This is a genomic window from Tolypothrix campylonemoides VB511288_2 (assembly GCF_045999855.1).
In the GTDB taxonomy this organism is placed as follows: domain Bacteria; phylum Cyanobacteriota; class Cyanobacteriia; order Cyanobacteriales; family Nostocaceae; genus Scytonema; species Scytonema bouteillei_A.
This window is the reverse complement of record NZ_JBFPMW010000012.1, coordinates 211,072-235,805: the sequence shown is the minus strand read 5'-3', so window position 1 is coordinate 235,805 and position 24,734 is coordinate 211,072. Positions and strand designations below refer to the sequence as shown.

22 protein-coding genes are annotated in these 24,734 nt (G+C 40.9%); 7 read left to right on the top strand and 15 right to left on the bottom strand.

Annotated features, from left to right (window positions below; translation table 11 throughout):
* Positions 1-12: 12 nt before the first annotated feature.
* The gene (locus AB0756_RS29855; RefSeq protein WP_038075988.1) at positions 13-996 is read right to left on the bottom strand and encodes a Uma2 family endonuclease; all 984 of its coding nucleotides are present in this window, start codon (positions 994-996) and stop codon (positions 13-15) included.
* 136 nt (positions 997-1,132) lie between these two features.
* Between AB0756_RS29855 and rlmN the strand changes: the two genes are divergently transcribed.
* The gene (rlmN, locus tag AB0756_RS29850; RefSeq protein ID WP_038075991.1) at positions 1,133-2,284 is read left to right on the top strand and encodes a 23S rRNA (adenine(2503)-C(2))-methyltransferase RlmN; all 1,152 of its coding nucleotides are present in this window, start codon (positions 1,133-1,135) and stop codon (positions 2,282-2,284) included.
* Between the two features lie 32 nt (positions 2,285-2,316).
* Here the strand turns inward: rlmN and AB0756_RS29845 are convergent, their stop codons facing one another.
* Entirely contained in the window at positions 2,317-2,520 is a 204-nt protein-coding gene (locus AB0756_RS29845; protein ID WP_072040831.1) for a replication restart DNA helicase PriA, read from the bottom strand.
* Between the two features lie 864 nt (positions 2,521-3,384).
* Positions 3,385-5,334 (bottom strand): excinuclease ABC subunit UvrC, encoded by a 1,950-nt coding sequence (gene uvrC, locus AB0756_RS29840; RefSeq protein WP_038075994.1) that lies wholly within the window; start codon positions 5,332-5,334, stop codon positions 3,385-3,387.
* Positions 5,335-5,906: 572 nt separating this feature from the next.
* Between uvrC and AB0756_RS29835 the strand changes: the two genes are divergently transcribed.
* Positions 5,907-6,086 carry a hypothetical protein gene (locus AB0756_RS29835; RefSeq protein WP_038075996.1) on the top strand — a complete coding sequence of 60 codons (180 nt, stop codon included), beginning with the start codon at positions 5,907-5,909 and terminating at the stop codon, positions 6,084-6,086.
* Positions 6,087-6,107: 21 nt separating this feature from the next.
* Here AB0756_RS29835 and AB0756_RS29830 read toward each other — a convergent pair whose 3' ends face one another.
* From AB0756_RS29830 to AB0756_RS29795, 8 genes are all read right to left on the bottom strand, one after another.
* Positions 6,108-6,530: a response regulator gene (locus tag AB0756_RS29830; RefSeq protein ID WP_038075998.1), complete on the bottom strand. Its 423-nt coding sequence runs from the start codon at positions 6,528-6,530 to the stop codon at positions 6,108-6,110.
* 420 nt (positions 6,531-6,950) lie between these two features.
* Positions 6,951-7,952: an NF038130 family PEP-CTERM protein gene (locus AB0756_RS29825; RefSeq protein WP_038076000.1), complete on the bottom strand. Its 1,002-nt coding sequence runs from the start codon at positions 7,950-7,952 to the stop codon at positions 6,951-6,953.
* Positions 7,953-8,473: 521 nt separating this feature from the next.
* The gene (locus tag AB0756_RS29820; protein WP_162002212.1) at positions 8,474-8,761 is read right to left on the bottom strand and encodes a PEP-CTERM sorting domain-containing protein; all 288 of its coding nucleotides are present in this window, start codon (positions 8,759-8,761) and stop codon (positions 8,474-8,476) included.
* Between the two features lie 207 nt (positions 8,762-8,968).
* Positions 8,969-10,198 carry an LL-diaminopimelate aminotransferase gene (locus AB0756_RS29815; protein WP_038076004.1) on the bottom strand — a complete coding sequence of 410 codons (1,230 nt, stop codon included), beginning with the start codon at positions 10,196-10,198 and terminating at the stop codon, positions 8,969-8,971.
* A gap of 99 nt (positions 10,199-10,297) precedes the next feature.
* A complete protein-coding gene (locus AB0756_RS29810; RefSeq protein WP_038076144.1) occupies positions 10,298-10,633 on the bottom strand; it encodes a thioredoxin family protein in 336 nt (111 codons plus the stop codon).
* A 184-nt stretch (positions 10,634-10,817) separates the two neighbouring features.
* Positions 10,818-11,603, bottom strand: coding sequence for a PspA/IM30 family protein (locus AB0756_RS29805; RefSeq protein ID WP_038076006.1), 786 nt, complete (start codon positions 11,601-11,603; stop codon positions 10,818-10,820).
* A gap of 331 nt (positions 11,604-11,934) precedes the next feature.
* Entirely contained in the window at positions 11,935-12,606 is a 672-nt protein-coding gene (locus AB0756_RS29800; RefSeq protein WP_038076008.1) for a PspA/IM30 family protein, read from the bottom strand.
* A 150-nt stretch (positions 12,607-12,756) separates the two neighbouring features.
* A complete protein-coding gene (locus AB0756_RS29795; protein ID WP_038076010.1) occupies positions 12,757-14,151 on the bottom strand; it encodes a hypothetical protein in 1,395 nt (464 codons plus the stop codon).
* Between the two features lie 176 nt (positions 14,152-14,327).
* Between AB0756_RS29795 and AB0756_RS29790 the strand changes: the two genes are divergently transcribed.
* Positions 14,328-14,870, top strand: a complete 543-nt coding sequence (locus AB0756_RS29790) for a DUF721 domain-containing protein (protein WP_038076012.1) — start codon at positions 14,328-14,330, stop codon at positions 14,868-14,870.
* A 676-nt stretch (positions 14,871-15,546) separates the two neighbouring features.
* On the top strand, positions 15,547-15,852 hold the full coding sequence (locus AB0756_RS29785; RefSeq protein ID WP_038076014.1) for a hypothetical protein: 306 nt from the start codon (positions 15,547-15,549) through the stop codon (positions 15,850-15,852).
* Positions 15,853-15,908: 56 nt separating this feature from the next.
* On the opposite strand, the gene menB is transcribed toward AB0756_RS29785, so the two are convergent.
* Positions 15,909-16,742, bottom strand: coding sequence for a 1,4-dihydroxy-2-naphthoyl-CoA synthase (gene menB, locus AB0756_RS29780; RefSeq protein WP_038076017.1), 834 nt, complete (start codon positions 16,740-16,742; stop codon positions 15,909-15,911).
* A gap of 98 nt (positions 16,743-16,840) precedes the next feature.
* On the opposite strand from menB, the gene AB0756_RS29775 reads away from it, so the two are divergent.
* Positions 16,841-18,607, top strand: coding sequence for a KAP family NTPase (locus AB0756_RS29775; protein WP_050046752.1), 1,767 nt, complete (start codon positions 16,841-16,843; stop codon positions 18,605-18,607).
* Between the two features lie 384 nt (positions 18,608-18,991).
* Here the strand turns inward: AB0756_RS29775 and AB0756_RS29770 are convergent, their stop codons facing one another.
* Together AB0756_RS29770 and menD are read right to left on the bottom strand one after the other, a co-directional pair.
* Complete coding sequence (locus tag AB0756_RS29770; RefSeq protein ID WP_038076020.1) at positions 18,992-19,288, bottom strand: DUF4058 family protein; 297 nt, start codon at positions 19,286-19,288, stop codon at positions 18,992-18,994.
* 124 nt (positions 19,289-19,412) lie between these two features.
* Positions 19,413-21,197, bottom strand: coding sequence for a 2-succinyl-5-enolpyruvyl-6-hydroxy-3-cyclohexene-1-carboxylic-acid synthase (gene menD / locus AB0756_RS29765; RefSeq protein ID WP_050046751.1), 1,785 nt, complete (start codon positions 21,195-21,197; stop codon positions 19,413-19,415).
* 80 nt (positions 21,198-21,277) lie between these two features.
* On the opposite strand from menD, the gene folB reads away from it, so the two are divergent.
* Both folB and AB0756_RS29755 read left to right on the top strand, forming a co-directional pair.
* A complete protein-coding gene (gene folB, locus AB0756_RS29760; protein ID WP_038076023.1) occupies positions 21,278-21,637 on the top strand; it encodes a dihydroneopterin aldolase in 360 nt (119 codons plus the stop codon).
* Positions 21,638-21,977: 340 nt separating this feature from the next.
* Positions 21,978-23,288, top strand: coding sequence for a diguanylate cyclase domain-containing protein (locus tag AB0756_RS29755; RefSeq protein ID WP_038076026.1), 1,311 nt, complete (start codon positions 21,978-21,980; stop codon positions 23,286-23,288).
* Here the strand turns inward: AB0756_RS29755 and AB0756_RS29750 are convergent.
* Positions 23,278-24,459 (bottom strand): patatin-like phospholipase family protein, encoded by a 1,182-nt coding sequence (locus tag AB0756_RS29750; protein WP_038076029.1) that lies wholly within the window; start codon positions 24,457-24,459, stop codon positions 23,278-23,280. The two genes, AB0756_RS29755 and AB0756_RS29750, sit on opposite strands and share 11 nt — an antisense overlap.
* Positions 24,460-24,734 lie beyond the last annotated feature (275 nt).

The window sequence follows — 24,734 nt, the reverse complement described above, 5'->3', positions numbered from 1 at the left end:
TCGGGTTCGCGGTTAAAGCAACGTTTGCACCTCGGTTTCGGATAATCCAGTCACTTGGCTGACTTGTGCAATTGACATCCCTGAGGAGAGTAAATTGCTCGCTATCTGTAACACTTGCTTTCGTCCTTGCTCAGCCCTTTTTTGTTCTTGTTCAAGTTGCTTTTGCACTAGCTCTTTCTCTACTCGTTCTTGTTCAAGTTGCTTTTGCGCTAGCTCTTTCTCTACTCGTTCTTGTTCCGCATCAGTTGGTATCCAATTTCCTTGAGCATCATACCACCGCAGCCAAATGCGCGGAATTCCAAAGCACTCTCCAAACCACAACCCCAACCCTATTTCCAACTCCGGAATCCAGATGCGGGGATTTTCCACATCTAGGGGTTGTTCTTGGTAATGCGCTCCCTCTAGTTGAAAGAACCGCACACGATTTGTGTAGCGACTAAAAATTATGTAGTATGGCACTCGCAACTGTTGCTCGTACACAAACCATTTGGTTGGCGGCGTATTTTTCGTTACCTCAGTCTGATTTTCTTCTGGGGATGGCAATTCTGCACTTGCCTGTGGTTGAGGTGATTCTAGCGCCTCTGCTTCTTCTTCAGCATAGGGACCCAGGTCTTCTTTTTCCGTACCCGGCGACAGGAGTTCAACAACAATAAAGGGGTTTTTGCCCTCAATCCATGTTACATAGCTACGTCTCAAATCCCCTCCTGGGTATAACCGTGGTACTCCCACAGCTAAAAACCAATCCGGGCGTTTGTGCCATAGGGGATGCTTCACATCATAGTATAAATTTAAATCCGTACCTGTAAAGAACTCATCCCGATTATGGTTCAACAAACGGACAGTTAAACTCAGTAGCTGGGGTTGAAGGTCATGAAATTCATCTGGCAAGCCTGGTTCCTGTGGATCTTCACTAGGAAGATCGTACATCGTTGGGAGAACTTGCGCTGGTGGCAGGGGTGGATCTGATTGCGTGATGGGAAAGGAAAAGCGGGTCATAGGCTGGATACAGCAGTGTTGGAACTTGCCCTGCTTCCATATTAACGAAGGATGTGAGGTAAACCGCCATAACAAATCCACTCAACAGTCACAGCGATCGCCTAGTATAGAGATTCAAGACACATTTGTAATTATCATGTCTGCTAAGTCGTCTGGTGTAGTTCCTTCCTCCACAATCTCTATTGAGCAACAACCCTCCATCCCCGTTCCACCACTTCTTGGAGCAAATTTGGAGGAGTTGACTGCTTGGGTACAACAGCAGGGACAACCAACTTATCGGGGAAAGCAACTGTACGATTGGATCTATAACAAGGGAGCGCGATCGCTCAATGATATTTCTGTCTTTCCCAAGCAATGGCGTGCAGAAGTAGCTGAAACCCCTATCGGACGCTCAACAATACACTACCGTTCTGTTGCTCCTGACGGTACAGTCAAATATCTTTTAAAACTGACAGATGGTCAAATTATAGAATGTGTTGGTATCCCCACTTTGCGGCGAGGGGGAGATGGGGAGATGGGGAGATGGGGAGATAAGAGCCAAAATCCCAAACCCCTAGAACGCTTGACCGTATGTGTTTCCAGCCAAGTCGGTTGCCCAATGGCGTGTGATTTCTGCGCTACTGGTAAAGGTGGATATAAGCGCAATTTAGCACGTCATGAAATCGTAGACCAGGTGCTGACAGTTCAGGAAGATTTCCAGCAACGAGTGAGCCATGTGGTATTCATGGGTATGGGTGAACCTTTACTCAATACCGATAATGTTATCGGAGCCGTCAAATCCTTAAACCAGGATGTGGGTATCGGACAGCGGAACCTCACTGTCTCAACAGTTGGCATTCGCTCGCGCATTCATCAATTTGCCCAACACCAATTGCAAGTAACGCTTGCAGTGAGTCTTCACGCTTCCAACCAAGCACTCAGGGAACAACTGATTCCTAGCGCTCATTCTTATTCTATAGATGATTTGCTGGCAGAATGTCGGGAATACGTAAAAATTACCGGACGGCGCGTCACCTTTGAATACATTCTCCTGGCTGGAGTCAATGATTTGCCAGAACACGCAATGGAACTAGCACAACACCTGCGCGGATTCCAAAGCCATGTCAACTTAATTCCTTACAATCCCATTCAAGAAGCCGATTACAAACGCCCCAGTGAAAAGCGAATTCAAGCTTTTGTCAACGTCCTTAAGCAGCAACGAATCGCCGTAAGTGTTCGTTACTCCCGTGGTCTCGAAGCCGATGCTGCGTGCGGACAGTTGCGAAGAACAGTAAACAGCGATCGCTAACAACTAACAACTCACCACCAACAACTCACCAATTAACTTCTAGCAAGAATGCCAGGAGCATAAGCCTCAATGACTTTGCCAGTAAGCGTGCAACTTACTAACAGATAGTCACAAATTGGGCATTGGGTTCGAGTTTGTTGGCTGTGATAGATATAGTGTCTTTCTCCTTCACTACCACAATTTGGGCAGCGAATTTTTTGTACCGTTTTTTGTAGCGTTCTTTCTATCAGTTGCATCTTAATAACCCCTGATTATCATAAATTTTGATAAAAAATGCCCACTAAATCTGAGAAATCGAAGAGATTTACAGAAATTCAAAAAGCGAAGTAATTCATTGTTAAATTTAACACAAAAATGAGTAATTACTCTCTTTCATATTTATTTATTATCCTTATCTTTAATTTAACTGCTATCCAACTTAAGATATATAAATTAAATCTGTAAAGAAAAGTATTTCATAGAAAGCAGCGATCCCAATGGCTTATACTTTGAGATTCATGTATTTGCAGTCAGTTCTATTTGCATTTGTTAATATAAGCTCGTCGTTACAAAAGCTAGCTGGAGTAGGAAATAGGGGGAAGAAGTTTTCATTCCATCATTATGGACGATCGCCCGTGGGTATATGTCTGCTAAAGCCTCAAGAAGTTGGATGACAAGGTACAGCAGCCCTGTCAGGAGGAAAAATCTTAGTTTCAAGGGGTTCACACAAACAAACTTGCCATTCAAAACAAAATTGAACAGACACTCAGCTTGTTGACATATTTAAAAAGTATGAGTTAATAACGTACTCTATCTTTAGTTTTACTAACTAAAGGTTAATTTTACTTTTTATTAACATTTGGTTACATAAACATGAAACAGGGAGATAACAGACAATTGGAGTCCAGAATAAATTTATTTAGATAAAATTTAAGAAAAAATTCCAATTAGACGTATTAAGCAGACTAGTTATGTTTGCTAATCTGATGGTAAGTAATGGGTAATGGGTAATGGGTAATGGGTAATTAGGTAGTGAGATTTTCTCAATTATCAATTACCCATCACTTTTTTTTAGGTTGTTAACTGCTTATAGGTCGCCAGTCATCGATCGCGGCTTGCAGTTAAGGATGGAAATAATCATAAATTTCTTGAGCTAAACGCGGACCAATACCTGGAACTTCAGCAATTTGTGCGGGAGTCGCTTGGCGAATGTAATCCACCGAGCGAAAATGTCCCAACAGTTGCTTTTGTCGGTGATGACCCAAACCGGGAATTTCATCTAAACGCGATCGCTTCAACTTATCGCTACGCTGCTGTCGGTGAAAGCTCACAGCAAACCTGTGCGCCTCATCCCGCAACCGTCGTAAGAGTTGCACTCCAGATTGCTCCGGATCGGTTTCTAAAGGTTGCGACTCACCCGGTAAAAAAATCTCTTCCCGACGTTTTGCCAAACTAACCACTCGCAAGTCTTCCAATAAATTCATCTCTTGCAAAACAGCAACAACAGAAGACAATTGACCTTTACCGCCATCTATCATAATAAGATCGGGCCAATCCGGATTTCCCTCGCGAGGTAATTGCGGATCTTCGCCGTACTTGCGGAACCGACGTTGAATAACTTCAGCGAGACTGGCAAAATCATCTGAATGTCCTACTGTAACTGTCGGATTTTTAATCTTGTAATGGCGATAGTGCTGCTTTGCTGGTAATCCATCGATAAAAACAACTTGGGAAGCAACAGCATTAGACCCTTGGATGTGGGAAATATCGTAACCTTCTATTCGATGGGGTAACTCCGGTAGATCGAGAACAGTCGCCAGATCCTGCATTGCTTCATTGTTGCGATCGCTCAATTTTTGCATTCTTTGCAATTCATATTGAGCATTTCGCTCTACCATCTCAATTAACTCTGCTTTAACTTGGCGCTGAGGAGTCAGAATTGTTACCTTTCGTCCTTTTTTTTGAGTCAACACATCTGCCAGTATCTCGCTGTCTGGCAAATCGTATTGTACCAAAATTTCTATAGGGATTTCTACTGAGTCAGCCGTTTGATAGTGCTCCTCAAGAACTCGTTGCAATATTGCTCCCGGTTCAAATTGGGGAGAGGGGGGGGAGGGGGGAGAAGAGGAAGAAGATTCTACCTTGTCCCCCGTGTCCCCAAGAGGAAGGGAAGAAACTTCCGCAACAAATGCTAACCGTCCCACCAACTGTCCGGCACGAATCTGGAATAATTGAATACAAGCGTGTTGTGCGTCTGCAGCCAACGCAATGGCATCCCGTGACACAGTATCATCTGGTAAAGATACTTTTTGATCTGCAGTCAGTGACTTTAACCCAGAGATTTGATCGCGGATACGTGCTGCTGACTCAAAATTCAGCGCTTCTGAGGCTTTATGCATTTGTTCTGTCAGGGTATCTATGAGTTCGCTCGACCGACCCTGAAATACCATGGCAACTTTTTGAACGGTTTTGCGGTATTCCTCTGGTGAAATCATCTGCTGACACACCCCCGGACAGCGACCCAAATCGTAGTTCAAGCAGGGACGATCTTTAAATAGCGGTTGGGGGCGTTGTCTGAGAGGAAAAATTCGCTTGCACAAGCGCAGGATTTCCCGCAGTAGGCGAGAATCTGTATAAGGTCCGTAAAATTTATCTTTTTCTTTACCTAGTTGGCGTTTGCGGGTAATGAAGATACGCGGATAGTCTTCTGACCAGGTGATACAAACATAGGGATATTTTTTATCATCTTTAAGCAGAACGTTAAAGTACGGCTGGTGCTGCTTGATAAGGTTAGCTTCTAAAGCTAAGGCTTCAGCTTCTGTATCGGTGACAATGAATTCAATCTCTGTCACCTGTTTTACCATCGTCGCTATACGTTCGCTCAATCTTTGTGATTCTCGAAAGTAGGAACGAACTCGCGATCGCAACTTTCGCGATTTTCCTATATATATAATGCGATCGCTACCGTCCCGCATCAAATAGACTCCCGGTTCTGGAGGAATTTCTTGTAGACGGTTTTCCAGACGTTCTGGATTTTTAACAAGTGGTACTGTTTGAGCGGATGCTGTCACAACTTAATAGTTTCTAGTATTTATACAAATCTACCTAAGTACAATCGGCGCGTTACTAGTTTGTAGTTGCACTTGAGTGCTAAAGCATAACTAGGAGCAGAATCCAAACATCTATTTTTTCTTGCCGACCTACTTATCTCTATTTTAAGTAAGATTACTGGAATATATTTCTGAATTTTTAATTTTTCTATTATTGAAGTTTGTTTTAATAAGTCATAGGAATCCTTTTTCAATTGAAATCTACTTTGGGTAGGCAATGCACGCCACAAGGAGCTTTCCTTGAGCTTTGGTTCCTATATAATATTCTTTTTCATATGAAATTCTCATCTAAGAATCATCAACCTCAGCGCTAGTAGGGTGAGTCTTGTCAAGCACGAGCCTCAGGTCATCGACATTGCCCATTCTACAATATTATTTTCATGTAAAATTATTATATAAAAATTATCAAAATAAGGAATACTTCGGATTAAAAATAGAGCATTCAATATTAAGAATATCGACGGATTTAGATGTATAAGATTCCAGGTATAATAAATTTTAGAACATCCAAAAAATGGAGCAAAAAATAAAAAGTGAACATACAAGAATTTGAATATCAATATCGAGTTACTATGGAGCAAACATTAAATGAACTGCAAACAGCAATTTTGCTCTTAGAACAAGTGCAAAATAAAATTTCTCAGATTGGCAGTTCTGTACAAAATCTCAGTCAAAGCGTTGAAGAGTTTATTACTGAGCAAAAGTCAGAGTAAAGATGAAACAAGCATATAAATTTATAGACTTAGACAAGCAAATTCTTCTTGAATTTCTTGTATGAGAAGTGAAAGATTAATAGGTTTAACAAAATAACGACGCGCTCCCAGTTTCATTGCTTTTTCGCAATCGGCTCGAAAAGCAAAAGCTGAAACTACGATAATAGGTATATTGACAAGCTGTGGTTGCTGCTGGATTTGTTCTAGCAGCGCATAACCATCAATATCTGGTAATTTTAAGTCTAATAAAATTAACTCTGGTCGAAATTCAGCTACGGTTGAAAAAAAATTAGAGGCTCCAGCCAAGCTTCTGACGTAATACCTGTGGTAGCTCAGATAATCACTCAGCAACATCCTATTAACGTCATTGTCTTCAATAAGTAAAATTCGTCGAGCTTGTTGAGATTGCCGTTTCTGCTTTGCATAAAATAACTTTGCCGCCATTTCTACCTATCTTTTAGGTTATTAGCCAAGAATAATTACCGAATTTTCAGATATTGAAGATCGTAATCTACGTATTCAAACGGATGACAAAATTTTTATTTATGTTACTCACTTAAAAATTCTAATTTTGAATCAAAAATAAAGATGATGTTGTTAGCATCATCTTATCATGGAAAATTCACAAAAGCATCAAGTTTTGGTGAACTTTTCTAAAAAAGTTTGTATATTTATGGTTGTTCTCTAAGTTCTTGGAATTACTTTATCGATCTACTTAATGTAAATAATCAATGCTTTAATCTAGTGCGATGATCGAGTAGAGGTGTAGAGAAATAGGGGAGACGGAAAAAATACGGAAAATCAAAAGGAGCATAATCGCTCCCCTATTTAATTCTTAGTTTGCAATCGCAATCTTGAGGATGATTACGCTTTTTTCAACTTACGTTGTGTGGCAAACATTCCACCGACAACTAACATACCTAACATGACAGAAGGTTCTGGGGTGGATTTTACAGGGGGCTTACCTTGGATGCTCACTTCGTAGTTGCCGTTATGGGATTTAGTGCTATCATCGGAAACTAGACCAGAGTTTGTGGCATTGAAGCTGTACAGATAGTCCGTCTTTCCGTCATAGGTGTACTTGACAATTTCACTGGCTTGGATAGGCGTACCTACTTTGTTTGGATCGCGCAAGCTATTGATAAGTGTTTGATCGACACCACTAAATAATAAAGAGGTAGCATCATAGTGACCTGCTAGACCAATCTTAATTAAACCGGTAGCATCTTGGTTGACGTAAGAGATATTGGGGTCACTAAATCTTGCAAGACCTGAGTCGGTATTAAACATACCCCAAGCAGCATTATATACACCACTGTATGTGTCGTATGCCAATTTTGCCTTAACGTATGCTTTGTAAGGAGTACTATTAATATATTGAGACTGTGACATACCCGCTGGCTTTGTCGGAGCCACTGGTGCTGACAAATTCAGAAGAGAGCCAAATCCATTTGCTCCTAACGCGCCATCAAACCATCTTTTAGCTAAAGTTACACCTTGAGCATCTTTGCTTTCCCAATCAGACTTTGTTAAGCTGCTCAGAGTTATGTCTCTACCACCAATTATCCCTTTTAACTCAGTATTCTTTGTAAAGTCAAAACCTGCTTTTTCACTGCTAGCTCTTAACTCCACGTTTCCTGTGGGGCTTGTAGCATCACCATCTAAAACTTTTGTAACATTGCTAAGGTTGCTTGTAATTTGGGTTGTTTTACCGTCCTTAACACCGTAAACATAGTAGTCACTAGCAGCTGTTCCACCAATGCTAGCATTAGTTAGGCTTCCGGCTGATGCTGGGGAGGCGACGATCGCACTTACACCTGCAGCGATTGATGCACCAATCAAAAATTTGTTAATAAGCGTTTTCATTGTTTGTCTCCATCAGTTATAGGGTTGATTTTTATACACTACCCCGGTTTAAAGTTTGGCTGGCTTGACTACAGGTTAAAGTTTTCTTTACTACCGTCTTTTTTCCAAACACGACAGTTTAGGTTGCCCTGGTCATCACCTACAGCACACATTTAGTCTACGAAACTGGGAGACTTAATAGGTTAAGTTACTGTAGAGTCTATATAAACTCTAGCTAAAAATATAACGTGTTTATTGGTTGTTAATTTACGTATATTTCCTTGGCTATTTACATTTAAATGTTCTTGATTTGACGAATACTGCTCCTGTACGGTATTTCAAGTGCTTTTACTACAGCTACCAGATTGAGATGAGACCTTACAGACACGCTACGTGCAAAGCACACGCTACGCTTGTCCGCAAGGGATAGACGCTATCACCACTAGTCTCACCAACTACTTTCTCTGGATTCACCGCAGAAGGCGATTGCGGAAACCACAAAACATTTTGGGAGATTTTTTTAATTTGGAAGTCCCTAAGTACTAATTTTCTTCCTTGTCAAATTTGAAGTTTGAGTTGTTTTGCTCTCTTTTTATAAATTTGCGTTGAGTTGCAAACAAACCAAAGACTGTCACTAGCCCCAGCAGTGCGGAAGGTTCCGGTACTCTTCTTCTCTGATTCTCGGCTCGATCGATCAACGGTACTAAAGTTGTGGTGTATGTAAATGTATATGGATCGTTGACTTGAGCTTGTACCGAGGAGGTCGCAAGCCCGAAAAAGAATAATGTTATTGACGCGTAGCTAGCAAATTTTCTAATGCTGTTTGCCATACTCATGTAAGTCGTTCCTTCTACTCTTCGTAAACAGGCTGCTGCAATCAAATGCTAATTGGGTGTTTAACAACTAGCATTCGACTCAGGTATGAAAGCAACAGATTACTTAAGTAGTATTTCAGTAATTTAACTTGACTTCACGGAAAATAAGGAAGAGATTTCGTAAACTTATCATTAATTCCCAGTAAAGTCTTAATAAATTTACTACAGAAAATGAGAAATTCTTTGAACAGCAGTTTGTAAAACAGGTACATCATGCACCAAAGCAAAACGAACATACCCTTCTCCAGATTTACCAAAGCCCGCACCAGGTGCAACGGCTACTCCTGTTTTTTGCACTAATTGGGTACAAAACTCTACAGAATTTTTTCTCCAAGCTTCTGGTAACTTAGCCCAAATATACATAGTGGCATTGGGAGTAGGAACATCCCAACCAATTTGGTGTAAAGCACTGATAAAGCCATCGCGGCGTTTGCGAAAGGTTTCAACAGTTGCTTTGACTCCAGTTTGAGGACCGGTCAGAGCTGCTATAGCACCATTCAAAATGCCTTGATACTGGTTAAAATCAATTGCAGCTTTTATTCGACGCAAAGCTCCGATTAATTCAGTATTACCAATAGCAAAACCAATACGGAAGCCGCCCATATTGTATGACTTGGAAAGGGTAAAAAATTCTATCGAAACGCTTTTGTCTGTGTCGGCTTGGAAAATTGATGGAGTTGGGGATTGGGTGGATAAGGGAGAGGGGGTAGACAAGGAAGAAGATTCTACCTTGTCTCCCTTGTCCTCATTCTCCTCAAACACCAAATCTACGTAAGGGAAATCGTGAACCAAAACCAAGTTGTGCTGCTGACAGAATGCAACAGCTTCTTTAAAGAAAGACAGAGGTGCGATCGCCGTTGTGGGATTGTGAGGATAGCTCAACACCATGAGTCGTGACTGTTCCAAAACAGGAGTGGGAATATCCGCAAATACGGGTAAAAAACCGTTTTCTTCCCGCAATGGCATTGTATAGATTTGACCGTTGGCGAGGTGAACGCCTCCCATATGTGATGGGTAACCCGGATCGAGCAGTAAGGCAAAATCTCCTGGGTTGAGAACTGCTAAAGGAAAATGAGCTGTTCCTTCTTGGGAACCAATGAGGGGTAAGACTTCAGTTTCTGGATTGACGGGGATACCGAATCTTTGTTCGTACCAGTTTGCAGCTGCTTGGCGAAACTCTTGGGTTCCGCGAAAAAGCAAGTAGCCGTGAGTGCTTGGATCGTGTAGGGATTGGGTAATTGCTTGTATGATATGTGGTTCTGCTGGTAAGTCAGAAGACCCCAGTGATAAATCAATTAAGTGTTGTCCAGAAGCGAAAGCTTTTGCTTTTGCTCTGTCCATATCAGCAAATACATTAAATTGTAAGGGTTGTAACCGTTTAGCAAATTCCATATTTGGTGAGTGATGAGTGGTTCATGGTTAGTGATTAGTGGTTGGTAGTTAGTGGTTAGTGGTTATGAATAGCTACTAACTACTAACTACTACTAACTACTAACTACTCACTAAGTGCTCATTTAAGATTTGCAGGAGCTTTTCTTTACCGATAACTCCTTCAATAGATGTTAGCAATTTGTCTCCTTGAATTAACCGAAGTGCGGGGACGCCTTCTACTTGGTACTGCTTAACACTCTTTGGGTTTGGATCGACTTCTATTTTGACGACTTTCAAGCGATCGCTATAAGTAGTAGCTGCTAAATTTATCAGTGGTGACATCAATTGACAAGGTCCGCACCAAGAAGCCCAAAAGTAAATCAATACCGGCTGTTCGGCTTGCAACACTTCAGTTTCAAATTCAGCATCAGTGATGGTTATAACACCCTTATTCATTGCTGTCTCCATCCAGTGGCATTGTTAAACGTTTGCACAAAAAATACTTTACCAAAATAGGGAATAGAGCATGGGGTATGAGGCATATTGAGAAATAATGGATAGCTCCTCACCTATCACCCCTTCAACGCAAAATCCCACAACCAACAGGCGTGGGACTCTCTCAAATAAATTTGACAAAATTTTACAAATTGTCTAACTGCTTGCGTAGCGAATCCAACTCAGCATCTACAACCTCATTATTATTCCCAGTATTTGCATTGGGAGTTGTTGACTGTTGTGGGAGTGCTGGTTGAGCGGGTGAAGCACCAGGAAGGGTCATTTGTGCCTTCAGTGCTGCTAATTCATCATCAACATCGCTGCTGGCTTCTAATTTGGCAAACTGAGTTTCTAAATCAGCTCCAGCTAACTCAGCTGCTGACTGGGCGCGGGCTTCTTGCATCAAAACTTTTTCTTCCATACGCTCAAAAGCAGCCATTGCACTGCTGGTATTCATACCGCGCACCATGCCTTGGAGTTGTTCTTGAGCTTTGGCAGCAGTAATCCGTGCTTTGAGCATTTCTTTCTTGGTTTTTGCCTCAGAAATTTTGCTTTCTAGCTGGATTAGGTTACGCTTGAGTGACTCTACTTGGGCAGTTTGTTGCTCTAAGCTAGCTTTGAGTGCTCCTGACGATTCGTTAAAAGTCTTTTTCCGCTCGAGTGCTTGCCTTGCAAGGTTTTCATCACCTTTTTGCAAAGCAAGTTGGGCATTACGCTGCCACTTGTTCACTTCGTTTTGAGCATCATTATACTGCTTTTCAGTGCGTTTTTGGGCAGCAATAGCTTGAGCAACGCCCTGGCGCAGCTGTACCAAGTCTTCCTGCATTTCTAGGATGGCTTGTTCCAGCATCTTTTCAGGGTCTTCTGCTTTACTCACCATGTCGTTGAGGTTGGCACTGACGACTCGCTTAATGCGATCGAATAATCCCATAACTTCCTTGTTCCTATGAGTGATTTACGCGCTTGGTTGGGCTGGTATGCTTTTTTAACTAATTTATAGCTACCTATTTCAATGTAATCTTTCCGGTTTAAATTGGTACCGCTCAACAAGCCCCTAATAATAAGGATATTCTTGAAATTCGGTCTTTGCCCAATCTTTTACGTGTGGGGATTTCCGATATAAGAAGGTAGAAGGACGCAGGGAGGAGGCAGAGAGTTGTGCTCGCATTTAAAAAGGGAATTTAATAAAGTTCGCACTCTATAGATCTTACTATCTTTCACAGCTGCCCTCTGCCCTCTGCCCCATCGGCTCTTTCTTCGAGTCATTTCCCTGAGTCATGAGAAAGTTGATTTTTCATGGCTTCTAGTTCCGCATCTACCTTATGACTTTCTTCTAAAGTAACAAACGCTGAATTTAGAGGGTCTGCTGCAGTTGCAGAAATAGTTTCAGCTTGAGCTTCTAGCTGTAAAACTTTTTCTTCCATCCGTTCAAAAGCTTTCATGCTTTTGGCGTTGGAAGTCATGCTTAACATTTCTTGAAGTTTATAGGAGGCTTCAGCCGAACGGGCGCGAGCAATATACAAATCTTTTTTATTCTTTGCTTCAGTCATTTTCATCTCTAGCGTCCGCATATCCTGTTTGAGCTGAACCACAACAGCATTTTGCTGTTCCATCTGAGCTAACAGCGCTGTTGCGGTTTCCTGATAGAATTGGCGTTTTGTCAGCGCTTCCCTCGCTAAAGATTCATTCTCTTGTTGCAAAGCTAATTGAGCACGACGATACCATTCTTCTGCTGTGGATTGAGCGCTTGCTATCTGTCGTTCGGTACGTTTTTGGATAGCAATTGCTTGAGCCACCGCCTGTCGCAACTGGACTAAATTTGCCTGCATTTCCATCACGGTTTGCTCCAGAATCTTTTCTGGATCTTCCGCGTCCGCAACCAGACTGTTGAGGTTTGCACGAATCACCCGTAATATCCGGTTCATCAGTTCCATATCAACTAACTTTTCCTTACTGGTCAGGTGGTCAAGTTATCAAATAGCGTTAAAACGTAATACATCAGGGTGAATCGTAGTAAAACTGTATTCATAACCATCAGATTAATGACTCCGATTTATTACGAATTGCTTCGTTTTGCGGACTTCTCACTGATTCTCGATTCTGGCTTTAATACCTTTGCTTTGAAGTTGTTGCAGCAGAAGTTGTGCTTTTTCTTTGTTCTTGAGAGCCCCAAGATAAATAAATGCACCATCATCTGACAAGTAAGCATCGGGAATAATTTTTCTTGCAGAGGCAAGAGCATTACTACCTTTATTATCCGTAATAACGTGATAAAGCCCATCTGCTGACGGTTTTATTTCCGAATTCGGCTTTGGTTTGACAGTTACTGGTTTTGGTTTTGGAGAGGCTGGGACTATTGGAGATGGTAGAGTCGCGGTGGTAGGTGGTAAGGTTTCCACTCTCTGTATTGGGGGATTGACGGGAAATGGTGGAGGAACTGGGTTGGGTGCGATCGCTTGAGGTACTGGTTTGGGTTTGGGTTTTAAACCAACAACGTCGTTTGGATCTCTCACTTCTGGAAACTCTTGATTGGCAAGATTGGGATACTTACGTAGGGGTGTCAATGTTGGTTCGGGGATATTTGTAGCTGCTGATTTTGCACTTCCTTCCAAAGTTTCTGTAGTTTGTTGTGTATCGTTTTTAAACAGTCCACCTAAATTTATTTGTGGCAAACTTTTGGGGTTAAAAATTACGTAACCCAGTGTCATACTTGCTACTAATAATAATAACATTGAGCCTATACCCAATGGTGATAGCAAACTATCATTACCAGAACTTGGTTGCTTTTTCTCCTTAGATTGTTCTTCTGTTAAACTTCGCAAAAGTGCCTCAGAAGATTCTAAGTAGTCGTTTGGATGTGTTCGGCTATCATCATTGTTATTACCTACTGCTGCTATATTTGTGGGGCTTACCTGTTCTTTGAGATTTGTAGGAACTATGCTAACGGAACTAGATACGTTGGGGTTTTTTGTTTTAGCATGGTCAGCAGCGAGCGAGCTTTCAAGTTCCTCTATTGTTGAAGAAACTGATGCAGCCAAGCTCTGCAGTGTTTCTCGTTGCAATATATCTTCAGCTTTACTTGAGGAAGATACCTTCTGAAGAGGTTCTTCCACAAATGTAAGTGGCGTGTTGATGGTCGTAGCAGGAACAGCAATGTCCTCTTTCTCCATTCCTGTGGTTGCAGATGGAGTTGCTATCAAACCAAACTTCTCTAACTCATCTCCAAGATTATCTTCTGCTGGTAATTGAGATTGACCTACTGTCGTAGCAATGGCTGACAATGGTTGAGGTTGACTGACCATCACTTTACCAACGTGGGTTTGGCTCAATGTTCTGTATCCTGTTTTTGAGCGTCTGTATCGGGTTAACTCTTGATCTAGTTGCACTTCTAGACTAGCAAGGGCTGCTGCTAGTCCTGGCTTTAACCTATAGGGTTTGGAAGATTGAGCACCCGAATCTACTAAAGAGTTTTGACTCATTGCCTGTCTGCCTCAATCCTAGACTTCCGTAATCACAATAGTTAGTGACCGATTATCCAAATTTTGGTTGCGGATCACTGTATTAATGGGTGACAAATTGAAAAATACAATTGTGCCAATCTTAGCGAAAATTATCTTATATATATAAGAATCCTATTTTTGCCAAGGTTGGCAGGATGTCGTTGAAATCAATTAATAATATTTTAAGTGTTCTGGAAACACAATCTAAGTGGCAAGAACAACCATTTCAGCAATTACTCAAGTGTTGGTCTGAAATCGTAGGAGCCACTGTAGCCGCTCACACTCAACCAGTGTCCGTTCAACGTGGTGTGTTGCGAGTGGCAACTTCTAGTGCTGCTTGGTCGCAAAACTTAACTTTTGAGCGCAAGCGCTTGCTTTTAAAGTTGAACGAGCGGCTGTCTGTTTCTCTGATTGATATTCATTTTTCCACAGCAGGATGGCAACGCCCTCAAGATAAGTCAGCCAAAGAGCAAATTATTTCACTACGGGAACACCCGAGTTATGTGGATGGCGCAGACTCTTGTTCCAAGTTAACTTCTCGTCCTTTCGATGCAAATGCTACCTTCGAGCACTGGGCTAAGAAGGTACAAGAGCGATCGCACGGCTTACCCCTTTGTCCTGCGTGTCAGTGTCCCACCCCCCTTGGCGAACTTCAGCGCTGGCAAGTTTGTTCTATTTGTGCTGCTAAGCAATTCTAACAATAAGGGTTGGCGATCGGTAGTCAAATGGGGGAGCACTGCTCCCCTTGATTTGTGTCAACCTTTGACGCAAATACTTAGATTTCCTGGGAAAACTACATATCTTACTTTTTTCAACCGTAAAATTACCGTGAAAAAATTTATTTAAAGACTGCCCGTTAAATGTTTTTGAGAAAAAATCTTCTTCCCAAAGACGGGTAACGAGCTACGACTTTAGTAAATATAGTTAGAAACTGTTAATTTCAACTCAATATGCCAAGAGATAAACATTAGAGTACGTAATAAGTGCTTCTTAAGACTGAAGTTAAAAAGCGAATGGAATCGTTAAAGTAAATATTAGCTTTGATCCCTATGATTTTTTGACTGAATTCTCTATGCTTTACTTAATGCAACTAATGTATCACTTTGTTAACACGAAAATTGAAAAATATAACACAAAGATAAAAAGATCATAAAATTAACTTTTTCATTGGGATCGCTGAAACCTAGATATATTCACTGGTTTCAGCTTTTACCCTCCCAGGCAGATAGACCACAATAAAAAGGTGAAAAAAGCTCTGAAAGGGTAAATAAATTCCCCGACTCTCTCCTTAGGTGGAGAGTAATTTTCACTTGAAAAGTAGTAAGCCCTCTGATTTTCTCCAACTTATCAATACAATATTTCCCACAAGGTTTTATGAAAAACATTAAATTCTTGACTTCTGCGTGTCGATATTGTCGTCATTACCAGCCAGAGGGGCGTCGCGGCGGTGTATGCCAACAGCTGGGGGCACCAGTTCGAGGGGATTGGAAAGCTTGTTCTTTAGCACTCCCACCATTTGCACCTTCTTGGGAAAATTTGAAAGATGTTTGGAGTTTGCCAGATGCAAAAATAGTGTTAGCTTCAGGTTTAAATCAAGGAGCGATCCCTCCTGTGGAAGAAACCATTCCTAGCTCTCCCGAACCAGTGAAAACATATGCACGGGAAGCGTTAAAAGTATAAACGATAAAGTATAAAGGATGAAAAATTTATCCTTTATACTTTATCGTTTATTGAGATTAAGGTAGCCAAGGAAAGTCTCGAAAATTAGGTGGCCGTTTTTCTAAAAAAGCTTGTTTACCTTCTTTACCTTCTTCTGTCATGTAATAAAGTAAGGTAGCATTGCCAGCAAGTTCTTGCAAACCAGCTTGTCCGTCGCAGTCAGCGTTAAATGCTGCTTTCAGACAGCGAATTGCTGTTGGGCTTTTTTCTAAAATCTCTTGCGCCCATTGAACACCTTCAGCTTCCAATTGTTCTATTGGAACAACAGTATTCACTAAACCCATATCTAAGGCTTGCTGGGCATTGTACTGCCGACAGAGAAACCAAATTTCTCGGGCTTTTTTTTGTCCAACAACACGAGCGAGATAGCTAGCACCAAAACCACCGTCGAAACTGCCCACTTTAGGACCACTTTGCCCAAAAATAGCATTTTCAGCAGCAATGGTGAGATCGCAAATTAAGTGTAAGACGTGTCCGCCACCAATTGCATAACCAGCAACAAGGGCAATAACCACTTTTGGCATGGAACGAATCAGGCGTTGCAAGTCCAGCACGTTTAAACGGGGGATACCAGCATCATCTAAGTAACCTCCATGTCCCCGGACACTTTGGTCACCTCCAGAACAAAAAGCGTATCTGCCATCCGTATGTGGACCTGCGCCAGTAAACAATACAACACCAATTGTAGTATCTTCTCGTGCATCGCAGAAAGCATCGCACAGTTCAGATATGGTTTTTGGACGAAAGGCATTGCGTTTTTGAGGGCGGTTAATGGCGATTTTTGCAATGCCCTCAGCTTTGTAATAAAGAACGTCTTCGTAAGTTTTTGCTGTTTGCCAGTTTAGAGCCATAAGGTAGAGTACAACTTTAGCAGTGTGGAAATTCTATCGCAGGTGGCATTACCCAACTCACTTTCTGTGACACGATTTGTATAAAAAGTTGATTTGGTATGGCGCAGACTGAGGTTAATGACTTATCGCAAGATACTCCTTTGATTAAGCCAGAGGAAGATCGGCTTGGATATGCAAGCTTTGCCAAGCATTTGGCAGATAGTATTTGCAAAATGGATTTTCCAGAAGGGTTTGCGATCGCAGTCTACGGTTCATGGAATTCAGGTAAGTCCACACTGTTGAACTTTGTCGTTCATTATCTCAAACAAAAGCCAGAAGACGAGCAACCAATTATTGTTCCCTTTAATCCCTGGTTGTTTTCCGGACACCAAGATATTACAAGACGGTTTTTTGACCAATTACAAGACGTGTTAAGCGCAGTGACCGCTGTACCTAAAGGTTTAAGAGAAAGAATTGCTGATGTAGCCAAAGCAATTGCGGAAATTCCACTACCTTACGCTCAAGCAGGTAAAGCAGTTGCAAGCTTAGTTGACGATAAGCAAAAGGAAGCTCCTGAGTTAAAAGAAGACGTTGAAGATACCCTCACGCAGCAGCATCGGCGAATTGTCATCACAATTGATGATATCGATCGCCTTTGTGCAGAAGATATTCAACAATTATTTCGTCTTTTAAAAGCCATTCCCAATTTTACAAATGTTGTCTATCTCCTAGTTTGCGATAAAAAAAGTATTATCAAATCGCTTGCAGATGAGCGAGGACCATCAGGCGAAGAATATCTCGATAGAATTATTCAAATGGCTTTTGAGATACCCAGCCCGGATAAAACTTCACTCCGCAAATTACTTTTTGAAAAACTTAATAATATTATTGGTGATACGGCAAAACCCCTGTTTGAGCCAACTCGATGGAGTCAGATTTACTTTCAAGGGATAGATTACTTCATTACAAATCTTCGTGATATTGTTCGTCTAACTGATACCCTAACAGTGAGTTTTCCTGTAGTAGAAGGTGAAGTTAACCCAGTTGACTTTATAGCCTTAGAATCACTGCGAGTTTTTTGTCCGTTAGCTTACGAAATTATTTTAAAAAACAGAGATGCTTTTATCAAGAGCGATCTTGCGTTAGAAAACTTAACAAATTTTTATAATTTTTGGCTTGCCCAATTACCAGAAGAAGATAAGCAGCCAGTTAAAAATTTACTGATGTTTCTTTTCCCCAAGTTAGAAGTCATTTGGGGAGATTATAGCGTTTATAGCGAACAACAAAAGTTAGAATGGCAGGAAAAACGGCGTATTTGCTGCCCGGAAAATTTTCCTATATACTTTTGTTTAAATTTATCGACATCCGAGTTATCTCACACTCAGATCGAAGCTATTCTTTCATCGGCTTGCAATGCAAAAGCCTTTGGGCAAAAACTAATAGAACTTTCCCATCAAAAACGTCAGGATGGAACTACTCAAGTTAGAGCCTTTCTAGAAAAACTTGAAGATTATGCTGAGAAAGTCATCCCCAATCACTGCATTTCTCTAGTTATAGAAGCTTTATTTGATGTCGGTGAAGAACTACTTTCTCCAGAAGATGGAGCGGATACTATGTTTGATTTTAGTAATGAAGTTATAATTCATCGTTTGCTCACCCAATTATTGTTCCGCCTTGATGAACCTACAAGGTTCGATGTGTTGAAAACGGCAATGAGCCAAGGAAAAGCATTATCGATTATAGAGATAGAAATAGAAACTTTGACTAACCAGCAGCTATCTACTCCTGAAGAGAAATGTCTGATTAGCGCACAACATTTAAAAGTACTTCAAGATGTTGTAGCTAAAAGAACACAGGAGAAGGATGTGGAATCAATAAATAGTTAACCTCAATATAGATGTAGATGAAATCTAAAAATACCTGGCGAATGGAATTCACGGCTATACAAATGAAGTCCGCTTGCGCTGACTGAATGCAGTACACAAATCTCTAGAAAAGATATGAAACATCCTGAAAACAGGGGAAGTTGATTCCAATTCCCCCGTTTTTTATGGGGGTTAGGGGGGATCGTCAGAAATAAAAACTTTAGGAAATTCATAGCTCTGTCTCCTCTTCCCTCTGCATACTCTGCGTCTTGACGGTTAAAGAATTTACTTTTGAACCGCAGAGGCGCTGAGAGCGCAGAGAAAAGAGATGAGGAATTGCCACCTGAATTAAAATTTTAGAGTCGTCTTGGCTAGCAATGCCCACCCTAGGGCGTGTTTTACAAATCAAATAGAATTGCTATGGGTTTCGTTGTATTTGGAAGAGCAACCCTTTGTCCTGCTGTCAGAAAAGTCTGTGTCTGGAATCATGCAAGTTCTACCTACTTCGGCTGAAGAATTAGCTAACACATCTTTGTAAATACAAAGTAAATTTTCTAAATGGTCTCCGCTTAACTGATTAAAATGAGTCTGGCTTCCCAACACTTCTTGGCGCTTTTGTTCGTATATATTCCTTCCTTTTCCCGGACGTTTATTGGTGGGCGAGAGGACTTCAATTATCTTGAGCAGAGCGAGCCGTTGCAAGTACGTCAGCTATCGACTCACAGGGCTAAAAGGGGTTAGAAAAACTCAAATTAACATATCATCTTTGGACGATTGCTTATTATTTTACCGAAGATGGTATGAGGGTATTTTCTTGGTGCTCGATCTAAGCTTCAAATACTATAAATTTACCCAAATTTTCTTTGCGCCACTTAGCGTCTGCTTTACGATTTGTCCGCAATTCTAAAACCCGAATTCCCTGAGTCGGTAAAGGGTTTAGTTTGTCTTGTAATTGCTTCCACGAACTTATCAATTCGTGTTCAATACTGTAAGTAGCACACAATTGAGCAAAATCAATATCTTGAGGCGTGGCAAAAAATTCTTCAAAGGGGGGTTCAAATTGGGCTACAGGTAACATTTCAAAAATACCACCTCCATTGTTGTTAATTAACACAATTGTTAAATGTCCGACAAACTTATTTCTTATTAAAAATCCATTGGTATCGTGTAGTAGGGCTAAATCTCCTGTTAACATGACACTACTTTGATGGCGGTGGGCAATTCCTAAAGCAGTAGATAATGTACCATCAATACCATTTGCACCTCGATTGAAGAAGGGTTGCAAGCCCAGAGAATTGGGTTGCCAAAAAAATTCAACATCCCGCACTGGCATACTGTTAGCAATAAATATGGGTGTCTTTGATGGTAATGTTTGAGAAAGCAACCAGGCTGTTTTTCCCTCAAATAACTCTTCCATTGGGGCTAAAGTTTGGTTAACATTTGCCCTAACTTTTGCTTCTGCTGTCAACCACAATTCAAGGTACGGGGAATTTTCCAGTTTTTTCCACTCTCTCCCACTCGGAGCGCTCCATCTCCCTAATTCCTCAATACTGACTCGCAGGTGAGTTGTTCTACCGTGCAAGGGGTCGAGATTGCGATCGCTTGGATCGACAACCCATTTTTGCCCGAGGGTGTCAGTTAACCAATTGCGTAGTTCCTTACTAGTGGGCATTTCGCCGATTTGAATGACAACCTCAGGTGCTAGCTGTTTTGCTAAAGAGCGATCGCGCAAAATAAGGTCATAGGTAGAAATAATGTTGGGGTTGAAATCGGCGTGGTTTCTGACTGGAGATAGCCCTTCTGCTAAAACGGGAAATTTTAAGGTTTGAGAAAGGTGGGCGATCGCATGGCAATACTCTCGTGGTTTTTGCGGTTGAGCAACACCAGCAATAATAATTCCTTGACTGGAGTTTAGCCATTCATTAAGAAGAAAGGAGTACGGGTGGTGAGTGGTGTCTGAAGTGAGCCGCTGAATTGGTACGTGAGTAAAAAAGCGTTCTGATTGAAATTGAGACTGTAAAAATTGTAGTGATGCTGCGTGTAATGGTTCTACTTCCTGAAGGGGAGCAAGAGGATCGCGCAAGGGTACATTCAGGTGAACTGCTCCGGGTACGGGATGAAGAGTTTTTTCCCATGCATGAATAATTGTTTGCCGCAAGTAGGCTAGCATTGCCATATCTGGAGAAGGAATGGCGAGTTCTGCTTGCCAGTTGGGGTAAGTGCCGTATAATTTTAACTGATCTACAGTTTGCCCTGAATGGCAATTTCTTAACTCTGGTGGTCGGTCAGCAGTCAGCAATAACAGTGGTACGCAGCTTTCTTTTGCTTCAATGACAGCAGGATAAAAATTAGCTCCTGCTGTTCCAGAGGTACAAACAATGGCTGCGGGTCTTCCTGTGGCTTTGGCGCGTCCTAAGGCAAAAAAGGCAGCAGAACGTTCATCTAAAATAGAAATGACTTCAAGGCTGGGTGATTGTCGGGCAAAAGCAATTGCTAGGGGTGTGGAACGCGAACCCGGACAAATGACAACACAGGCTAATCCCAATCGCTTCAATGTCTCAGCAAAAATCGATGCCCATACAGAATTTATGTTTCTAAAATCTATTGTCATTAGGGGTTAGGAGTTACGAGTGCAAGACTGTCAGTATGAGATGATAATCTCATGTTTGCTATTGAGGGTACATTACCTATATGGACTGCATTCATCTAACAGGAATTCGGAGTTACGGCTACACGGGTTACTTAGCTGAAGAACAAGTTCTGGGACAATGGTTTGAGGTGGACGTGAGGTTATGGTTAGATCTCGCAAAAGCGGGTCAAACCGATGCTATAGAAGATACTATAGATTACCGCAGTATTATCAGCTTAGTGCAAAATACAGTGAAGACATCAAAGTTTGCTTTGGTGGAACGATTAACGGCGTCTATTGCTGATTCTATTTTGGCATCGAGCGATCGCGTGACGCAAGTTCAAGTCATTTTAAGTAAACCTGCTGCGCCCATCCCCGACTTTGGTGGCAAAATTAGTATCGATCTCACAAAAAAAAGATGAAGGATAAAATCCGAAGACTTCATTTCTATTAACTACTTTTCAATATATTTCTTAATAAGATGCCTTTTATACCTGTAAATAGTTAGCCAATAACATTTATTTCACTGATTGTATGTTCGAGCCATTAATGATATTCACATGCGCTCTTAAGTACATTCAAGGCAGTTATTTAAACCGGACAAGTTTATAAATTCTCAAAAATAAGTACTCAGACATTAAGTATTCGGTAAAGTATAGTCTACAGCGATCGCGACGATTTATGATGGTATGATCTCTCAATCGGACATTGAGTGAACCGCAGTCCATAAAATTTGAATCTTAGCCAACGGATTATCTTAGCATGTTCAGTCCTAAAATTTTAGTTATTGAGGATGAGGAAATTTTTGCATTGGATCTCAGAAAAAAATTACAAGAATTGGGATACACGGTTTCAGAAATTACGAACTCAGGAGAAGAAGCAATCAAAACAATAGCAGAGACTCATCCAAACTTGGTATTAATTGGTACTCGCTGGGCTGAAACAACTGATGGAGTCCATTTTGCCGATACTATTACCAACACTTTTCAAGTACCTGTACTGCATTTAACAAAGTACTCAGAAAGAATCAAAGTCCAGAAAAATCGCCGCAACAAACCTTGGAACTCTATTGTTAAAAAACTTGCTGAAAGAGAACTTCATATTGCGATCGAAATAGCGCTTCGCAAGCATTATGCTGAAAGAACGCTAAAAGCAGAACAGCAAAAGTTTACAGCTATTTTAAGAAGCATGGGTTGTGCTGTGATTATCACAGATAATTACGGTCATATCCAAATGATGAATCCACTCGCAGAAGTGCTGACTGCTTGCGCTCAACATGAAGCAATGAACAAGAAATTAGCAAATATCTTAAGAGCGGCTGACAAAGAGATAAGGGAAGGAATAGAGAATTTAACAATACAAGTTTTACAAGAAGGTGTATCTCTTAACTTACCAAAAAACTGTATCCTCTACGCTAAAGACAGTAGAGAAATACATATCGAAGGTAGTATCACACCTATTCGCGATGATAACGGTCATATCAAAGGTTCTGTTTTAGTTTTTCAAGATATTACTCAACGCAAACAGGTAGAAGCAGACCTCATTCGCAATGCTTTTTATGATACACTCACGGGATTGCCAAATCGAGCTTTGTTTCTCGAACGACTGGGGCAGGCATTTGAACGCAGTCAGAGAATTAACGGTTATCAATTTGCCGTGTTATTTTTAGATTTAGATGGCTTCAAAGCCGTAAATGATAACTACGGGCATTTGACTGGCGATCGCCTATTGATAGAAACAGCCCGACGCTTGGAGTCCTGTTTGCGTAGTGGCGACACTGTAGGACGATTTGGTGGAGATGAGTTTGTTGTCCTTGTAGAGGATATTAAAGAGATTGCTGATGCCATTAACGTTGCTCATCGCATACAAAATTCTTTAAAACTACCAGTTGCTATCAACGCACAACAACTTTATATAGGAGTAAGTATAGGTATTGCTATAAATTGCTGTGCGTATAAAGAACCTTCTAGTTTGCTAAGAGACGCCGATATCGCTATGTACCGTGCAAAAGCCCAAGGAAAAGCTCAATATGCTGTGTTTAATTTCCCGCAGTTATTAGTCGCTAATGATTAAGCTGTAAAAACGCTTTTAATCCTTCTTGTACGTCATTCTGTTGCATATAAGTCTCTGTCGCTTCAATTAAATTACTGATATTCTCTTCACTCACATCATCAAGATCGTCGCTCAACCGCTTACCTGTTAAATGTCTATCTAGTTTGAACTGCAACCGTAAAAAACGATTTTGAATAACTTGATAGGTAATATATTCATAAACGTCTGAGGTTGCATCAAACAAAACATTAACAAGCGGTTGAGCCCATTGTATCAGACCCCACTGGTGAGCGGATTCATATGGAATGATTCGTGTAGCGTCACCTGTCCCTATAGAAAGAACAGTAATTTCATCTAGTGAATAACCTAACCTTAGAGCCTCAGCAACAGCACAACTCGATGGATTATTTGCTGCTACACCACCATCAATAGCAGAGTATATAGTTTTAATTGAATAGGTAGAGGTATTGTCAGGTATTACACTCCAAGGTGCATCTAAAAAGGCTTGCTTTGTCACTCCTCTATATCTTTCTATAATACGAGATTGACCTTCTCCTGTACCATGGGTAATTCTTACAACTTGCTTGTTGTATAAGCCTTCTGTTGAAGATATGTTCTCATCTAAAACAAGACTTTGTAAATCTCCTTGTTGAACTTTGCCATGTATACTTTTGTCAAGCTTATATGCTGGAAAATAGGTAGGTGCTGATGCAGAACACGTGCAAACTTCCCATAAGGGAGGGTTTCCATAACCTTTGTCTTGCCGCCAACTTTTGAAAATAATTGGTTCTCTTTCAATAGTGTCGTAGGATACAATCAATAACAATGGCGAGTCAATTTCAAATAGTTTTGTCTCTCCAAAAACTTCTTTCAAAACTGCTATCAATCCTTCATTGGAAAATTTAGGTGCAGATAAACCATACTTAAGTATTAAGGGAATTCTTTTTATTGAAAATAAGCTTCGATAAGGAAAAATTTTTGGGCTTTTATACTTATACATATCAATAATTTCTTCACTTTTCCTTCCTTTGGCAATCGCTGCTGCTAAAATTGAGCCTGTGGAAGTTCCAGCAATTAAGTTAAAGTAAGTATTCAAAGGTTGAGAAATTTGTTTCTCAATAGCTGCTAGTATTGTTGCTGCTACAATTCCTCGAATTCCCCCTCCATCTAAGCTCAAAATCCGAAAAGTCATACTCTTTCCTTTTACAAACTATAGATAAATTTATTCTAATAAATTAGAAGACTTAAAAGACTCAGATTTCTGATTTTTTTAGAACTTGGGGATCTTGTTGCTCGAAGGATGTCTCTCACCGTATCAGATGTTATTTATATCCCTCCTAGTGACACGTGTTATTAGTTTTAATAGGTTGGGATTTGCACTATGGCTAACGCTACGCTTGCGCGAACAGTTTCTTAACTTATAGTACGCGATCTGATTTAGAGAAATCTGCAAAAATTTGATACATC

Bases quoted from the DNA above. Each gene is read 5' to 3' on its own strand.
- folB (WP_038076023.1), top strand. From the start codon at position 21,278: ATGGACTGCATTCATCTAACAGGAATTCGGAGTTACGGCTACACGGGT.
- AB0756_RS29810 (WP_038076144.1), bottom strand. From the start codon at position 10,633: ATGAATAAGGGTGTTATAACCATCACTGATGCTGAATTTGAAACTGAA.
- AB0756_RS29820 (WP_162002212.1), bottom strand. From the start codon at position 8,761: ATGGCAAACAGCATTAGAAAATTTGCTAGCTACGCGTCAATAACATTA.
- AB0756_RS29830 (WP_038075998.1), bottom strand. From the start codon at position 6,530: ATGGCGGCAAAGTTATTTTATGCAAAGCAGAAACGGCAATCTCAACAA.
- AB0756_RS29790 (WP_038076012.1), top strand. From the start codon at position 14,328: ATGTCGTTGAAATCAATTAATAATATTTTAAGTGTTCTGGAAACACAA.
- AB0756_RS29750 (WP_038076029.1), bottom strand. From the start codon at position 24,459: ATGACTTTTCGGATTTTGAGCTTAGATGGAGGGGGAATTCGAGGAATT.
- AB0756_RS29805 (WP_038076006.1), bottom strand. From the start codon at position 11,603: ATGGGATTATTCGATCGCATTAAGCGAGTCGTCAGTGCCAACCTCAAC.
- AB0756_RS29800 (WP_038076008.1), bottom strand. From the start codon at position 12,606: ATGGAACTGATGAACCGGATATTACGGGTGATTCGTGCAAACCTCAAC.
- AB0756_RS29855 (WP_038075988.1), bottom strand. From the start codon at position 996: ATGACCCGCTTTTCCTTTCCCATCACGCAATCAGATCCACCCCTGCCA.
- AB0756_RS29775 (WP_050046752.1), top strand. From the start codon at position 16,841: ATGGCGCAGACTGAGGTTAATGACTTATCGCAAGATACTCCTTTGATT.
- AB0756_RS29845 (WP_072040831.1), bottom strand. From the start codon at position 2,520: ATGCAACTGATAGAAAGAACGCTACAAAAAACGGTACAAAAAATTCGC.
- menD (WP_050046751.1), bottom strand. From the start codon at position 21,197: ATGACAATAGATTTTAGAAACATAAATTCTGTATGGGCATCGATTTTT.
- menB (WP_038076017.1), bottom strand. From the start codon at position 16,742: ATGGCTCTAAACTGGCAAACAGCAAAAACTTACGAAGACGTTCTTTAT.
- rlmN (WP_038075991.1), top strand. From the start codon at position 1,133: ATGTCTGCTAAGTCGTCTGGTGTAGTTCCTTCCTCCACAATCTCTATT.
- AB0756_RS29815 (WP_038076004.1), bottom strand. From the start codon at position 10,198: ATGGAATTTGCTAAACGGTTACAACCCTTACAATTTAATGTATTTGCT.
- AB0756_RS29795 (WP_038076010.1), bottom strand. From the start codon at position 14,151: ATGAGTCAAAACTCTTTAGTAGATTCGGGTGCTCAATCTTCCAAACCC.
- AB0756_RS29825 (WP_038076000.1), bottom strand. From the start codon at position 7,952: ATGAAAACGCTTATTAACAAATTTTTGATTGGTGCATCAATCGCTGCA.
- AB0756_RS29755 (WP_038076026.1), top strand. From the start codon at position 21,978: ATGTTCAGTCCTAAAATTTTAGTTATTGAGGATGAGGAAATTTTTGCA.
- AB0756_RS29785 (WP_038076014.1), top strand. From the start codon at position 15,547: ATGAAAAACATTAAATTCTTGACTTCTGCGTGTCGATATTGTCGTCAT.